At 35.1% G+C, this 5,014-nt stretch carries 6 protein-coding genes and 1 tRNA gene; 5 read left to right on the forward strand and 2 right to left on the reverse strand.

Going from position 1 to position 5,014, the window contains the following annotated elements; genetic code table 11:
* The 3 genes from RLO81_RS08840 to RLO81_RS08850 form a co-directional block, all read left to right on the forward strand.
* A partial coding sequence (locus RLO81_RS08840; protein WP_350110224.1) for a hypothetical protein occupies window positions 1–401 on the forward strand: 401 nt, incomplete at its 5' end.
* A 129-nt stretch (window positions 402–530) separates the two neighbouring features.
* Window positions 531–944 (forward strand): hypothetical protein, encoded by a 414-nt coding sequence (locus RLO81_RS08845; RefSeq protein WP_350110227.1) that lies wholly within the window; start codon window positions 531–533, stop codon window positions 942–944.
* Window positions 945–1,019: 75 nt separating this feature from the next.
* Window positions 1,020–1,775, forward strand: coding sequence for an MBL fold metallo-hydrolase (locus RLO81_RS08850; RefSeq protein WP_350110229.1), 756 nt, complete (start codon window positions 1,020–1,022; stop codon window positions 1,773–1,775).
* A 354-nt stretch (window positions 1,776–2,129) separates the two neighbouring features.
* Here the strand turns inward: RLO81_RS08850 and RLO81_RS08855 are convergent.
* A tRNA-Pro gene (locus RLO81_RS08855) sits at window positions 2,130–2,204 on the reverse strand.
* Window positions 2,205–2,329: 125 nt separating this feature from the next.
* On the opposite strand from RLO81_RS08855, the gene RLO81_RS08860 reads away from it, so the two are divergent.
* Window positions 2,330–2,758 carry a hypothetical protein gene (locus RLO81_RS08860; protein ID WP_350110232.1) on the forward strand — a complete coding sequence of 143 codons (429 nt, stop codon included), beginning with the start codon at window positions 2,330–2,332 and terminating at the stop codon, window positions 2,756–2,758.
* On the opposite strand, the gene RLO81_RS08865 is transcribed toward RLO81_RS08860, so the two are convergent.
* Window positions 2,746–2,958 carry a hypothetical protein gene (locus RLO81_RS08865; RefSeq protein WP_350110235.1) on the reverse strand — a complete coding sequence of 71 codons (213 nt, stop codon included), beginning with the start codon at window positions 2,956–2,958 and terminating at the stop codon, window positions 2,746–2,748. The two genes, RLO81_RS08860 and RLO81_RS08865, sit on opposite strands and share 13 nt — an antisense overlap.
* A gap of 78 nt (window positions 2,959–3,036) precedes the next feature.
* On the opposite strand from RLO81_RS08865, the gene RLO81_RS08870 reads away from it, so the two are divergent.
* Window positions 3,037–5,014 (forward strand): WG repeat-containing protein (locus tag RLO81_RS08870; RefSeq protein ID WP_350110238.1); only part of this gene is annotated, 1,978 nt, incomplete at its 3' end.

A 5,014-nucleotide genomic window follows, 5' to 3' on the forward strand; every position in this document is an offset into this window, starting at 1 on the left:
GTTTTGAATGGAGTGCTCCAGCAGGTATTGATATCGTAATACATTCACTAATAGATGGTGAAGAAATAAATACGACTGCAGCCATCAGAAAAAATATAAGTGATAAATTCGATTTCACCTTTAGATACCTTCGAGAAGGATATGACGAGTTATACACTCCTAATGAAGCTACAGGTTTTACAAGCAATATTGATCTAAAGCAGATTAGTCAATATCAGAATAAATTACAGGCTGAATTAACGGTAAGGCCTGAGAATAATACAATCATTCAATTTATTGGTGGTTATGGCACGAACAGGAAGCTTGAAGCCTTAGATGTTAACGAAGTTACCACTGATTTTTCATCATCTGATGGATACTACATAGGTGTTAATTTGGCTAAGACGATAATTTTAAATTAATAGTATTGAGCTGAAATACTAAAACTTAGTAAGGGCTACATCAGTGTTAAAATTAATTGTAGAGGAGTACTATTTATTTGATAAAGCACTCCAAATATTCGATCATTGAAAGCTATAAATAAGAAAACTATGGAAAATCATTTCAATCTAACTGATTCTGACTTTGAAAAAGAATTCATTAGTTGCAGGTTAAATCCAACGGACTTTACACATGAGGCACACTTGAGGTTAGCCTGGATTAACATTAATAAATACGGGATCAAACAAGCCGAAATTAATGTTCAAAATCAGCTACTGAAATTTATTGAATTTGTTGGCGAGAAAGATAAATACAATGTCACGCTGACTTTAGCTGCGATTAAAGCTGTAAATCATTTTATGCTTAAATCGAATTCTGACAACTTCAAAGATTTTATAACTGAATTTCCTCGACTGAAATATAAGTTCAAAGAATTAATGAGTTTTCATTATGGGTTTGATATTTACAATTCCGACAATGCTAAAAAGCAATTTTTACAACCTGATTTGGCTCCTTTTGATTAGGCCGAAACAGAACAACTAGCACCTTCCAGAAATAGAATACCTAGCCTATCTCTATTAAAAATTGAAATCTCCATAATGAAAATACATCACATTAATTGCGTTAAAATAGAATCTCCATTTGGTCCAGCAATTGGACACTGCATGTTATTGGTTGAAAATGAAAAGCTTATTTTAATTGATTCTGGTATTGGGCTTGACGAAACAAAAAGACCCAATGAATTACTAGGTAAAGAATTAGTTGAAATAACAGGTTACAGGTTTGATGAAAATCTAACTGCCATTAAACAAATTAGAAAATTAGGGTACCAGCCTGATAAAGTCGAAAATATAATATGTTCACATCTTGATCCGGATCATATTGGAGGATTAATGGATTTTCCTGATGCTAAAATTCATACTTCACAAGAAGAATTTGACTGTTTTAATTCTGGGCATGAAAGGTATATACCCAGACAATTATCTCATAATCCACAAATAGAATTATATAAAAACAACGACTCTGTATTATTTGGATTACCTGCCCGAAAACTGAATTTAAACTTTGCATCAGATATTTATTTAGTCCCTTTATTTGGTCATACACTAGGCCATTGTGCTATTGCATTCAAAGATAATGGCAGATGGATTCTATATACTGGAGATGCCTATTATTATCGAGATGAATTAGCAAATGAAAATCATCCCGTTGACCAATTGGCAACAGTTGCTGCAATGGATAATGAATTGAGAAAGGAAAGCCTGGATAAATTGAGGAGAGTTATTCGAAATAACGGGCAAGAAATCAATTATTTTGGCTATCACGACCCGAATGAATTTAAATTACGCATCTAGGTAATAAAAACTAACTTTATCATCCAATTAAGTTAGCAGGTAAAGCGGTGCATCCGTGGTACTCGGCCGGTGCTGCGTTTCGTAAACTGCAAATTATCACACCGTAAATCGTTCCACAAGTAAGCTGATAAAGTGAAGATTTTGAAGAAAACACAAAAATACTCTCCAAATATTAATTGCAATTGATTATAAAAAGTCAGGGGTGCCTGGATTGCTCATACCCACAACCATACCGCACAGCCCCTCGTGAACCTGCGCTGCGCTACGGTTTCGAACCGCCTGCCTTGGCTGGTTCTTAGTGTTTTGCTCTATAAAAAAAGCAGAGACTCTATTAAGTCTCTGCTCTTGAATCAGTCGGGATGACTGGATTCGAACCAGCGGCCCCTACTACCCTAAAGTAGTGCGCTAACCGGGCTGCGCCACATCCCGATATCAAAGCTTTACACTCTGAATAAAGTGCAAACATATAGAAGTCCGATAAATAATAAAATATGATTTAAGCGTTGAGTTGTTGAATTTTAAACATCAGTTTTATTAGTCTGTTATATGCTCACATGAACTTAACAATAACCTCTAAAGTTAAAGGCGATTTAGAATGGGTATATTCCAATTTTGATGAGAAACTGTTTGGCTATTTATTGCCTCCGGGTGCAAAACTTATAGCTTTTGGAGGATCAGTAAAAGGAGCAATAGTACACTTAAAATTACCACTAGCAGGCGAGTGGCTCAGTGAGATTATTGAAGATAAGCAAACGGATAGTGAATGTTACTTCATAGATGTAGGAAGAAAACTACCTTTTCCATTGAAACGATGGAGGCACAAACATTTATTACTTAAAAAAGGTGAGCTAGTGCGAATTGAAGACCAGATGACTTTTTCAAGCGGTTATTTAGTGTTGGATTTAATCATGCTACCCATGCTTTGGCTATCATTTTTACCAAGAAAATGGCAATACCAAGGGTACTTTAATCAACTAAAATAAATGATGTAGCTAATTATTCGTTTGGGATTTTGATTGTAAAAGTAGAGCCTTTCAGATTCGATATCGTACGTCCATGTAATTAACACAGACCCAACAATGGAATCTTCTAGATTTTGAATTTCTTTGGATTGTTTGGCAATGATATGAACAAGCTGCTCATTGCTCAAAGACTTCAAATCTTCAATTTTGTTTAAATTCATAACTTTGAAATATGAATTAAGTTAAGTATTTGTCAGAGTAATTCAAATCCTAAAAAAGAGCAGCAATTCTACACTATCATGCATCGACTTAGCGTCTATTTTTTTATTGCAACTGCTGCATACCTGTCAAGCTGCTCTGACTATTTCTACGTTAAATCTTCATTAAAATCACAACAGAATGGGAAAGTCGAAAAGGCTGAGATGTACGTGCAAAAGGCAATGGAAAAGGACAGTTTGCAACCAGCTGTTTTCTATGCAAGTGCATCGCTTTTTTTTGATTCAGCCTATAATAATTTTAATATCGACAAGGCCTACTATCAATTAAACCAGAGTAGAATGTTTTTTGCCTCTTTGGAAGAAAAAGAGATGAAAAAGCATGTGAATGCAGGCATAGACCTTTTGGCCATTAACAGGCTTAAAAAGAGAATAGAATATGCGGCTTTTATTAGGGCAGAACTAACTTCTACAGAGGCATCTTACAATAGTTTTCTGGCCGAATTTGGTGCAACAAACTTCGATGAACTGGCAGCATTAAGAAGAGATAGTTTGGCATTTATCACTGCCAGTAGTTTAAATACCTATCAGGCCTATGAAGAATTTATGAACAAATATCCTGATGCTATTCAAATTCTCGAAGCAAAGAAGAAATATGAGAAGTTGTACTTTTTAAAAAGTACATCAGATGGTAGGCTGGCGAGTTATATTAATTTTCTAAAAGTGCATCCGGATACACCGTATCGCAACGAAGCAGAAAGGGAAATTTTTGAAATATCAACTGCAGGGAATAGTGAATCAGGCTATCAGAAATTTATTAATGCTTATCCTAAAAGTATCTATACCAATAAGGCTAAGCGTTTACTTTTTCATTTGGCACCAGCAGGTTTTAAATGGAAATCCGATAGCCTCAATAAAGCATTCAATTTAATGAACCGTGGTGAATTAATACCGATTAATAAATCTAAAAAGTATGGATTTACTGATCTCAAAGGTGAAGAGGTAGTGCCCCCAAAGTATGACAACTTGAAAGAAAGTTATTTATGCCAAACACTTAAAACTGATTTTTTTGAGACAGACAGAGAAATTATCGCGTTGGATCAATCTGTAATTTTTAGTGGGTTGTTTACTGGCGTACAGGATTTAGGCTTAGGCACACTTAAAATAGAAACACCAGCGGGCGTGTTTATTATGCATAAATCGGGCTGGCCGATAATTTCTCAAAAGTTGGATGATGCTAAAAGAATAAACTCATTTCTGGCTATTGCAATTAATGGCAAATGGGGGGTTATTTCGCTAAACGGAAGACAAATTGTTGAACCAGAGTTCGATGACATTTGGGTGGCAGGCAATTTTTACTTCTTTAAAAAAGGCGAGCAGTTTGATGTGGTAAGTCATAATCAATTGGCTAATTCGGCAGATAATCAGACCCTGAAGATTCAACCGCTTTATGATGACTATGATTTAATTGATGAGAACAAGCTTTGGGTGAAATCTGAATATGGCCAGGCTGTTTTCAATCAATACTTATCAGAACTGATTCCATACGGCAACCATCAAATCGACTTTTTAACGTCAGGTTATCTCATTAAAAAGCAGAACAATGTTAGGTGGTTAAACACAGATTTTAAGCTGGCGCACGATCTTATGTCCGTTTCAGTTAAGACAAACGATTCTTATATAGTCGTAAATGATGAATCATCAACAGCTTTGTACACATTAGATAAGTATAAAAAAATTAAAGACTACGATTCTGCTGCCCTTATTGGGAGGAATTTTGCACTAGGATACGCGAATGATTCAGTCTTTGTTTATTTTAAAAATAAACACATGTTAGCGAACACCAACATCAAATCAGTTGAATTTATCACAAGCTCAAATTCCTATTCTTATGTAAGTATTCCTTCAAAAAGAAGAGGTAAAACCTATTATAATGAAATGGGCGAAATAGTATTGGAAGGTAATTTCGATTCAGTTACACCCCTGGGACAAGAATATTTGGTAGTTACAGATAGAGGTAAGAAAGGCCTCTACTCAACAAAATATGGCCAAATTCTTGCCC

The sequence above is a fragment of the Fulvivirga sp. genome, from assembly GCF_040220315.1.
Classification (GTDB): domain Bacteria; phylum Bacteroidota; class Bacteroidia; order Cytophagales; family Cyclobacteriaceae; genus Fulvivirga.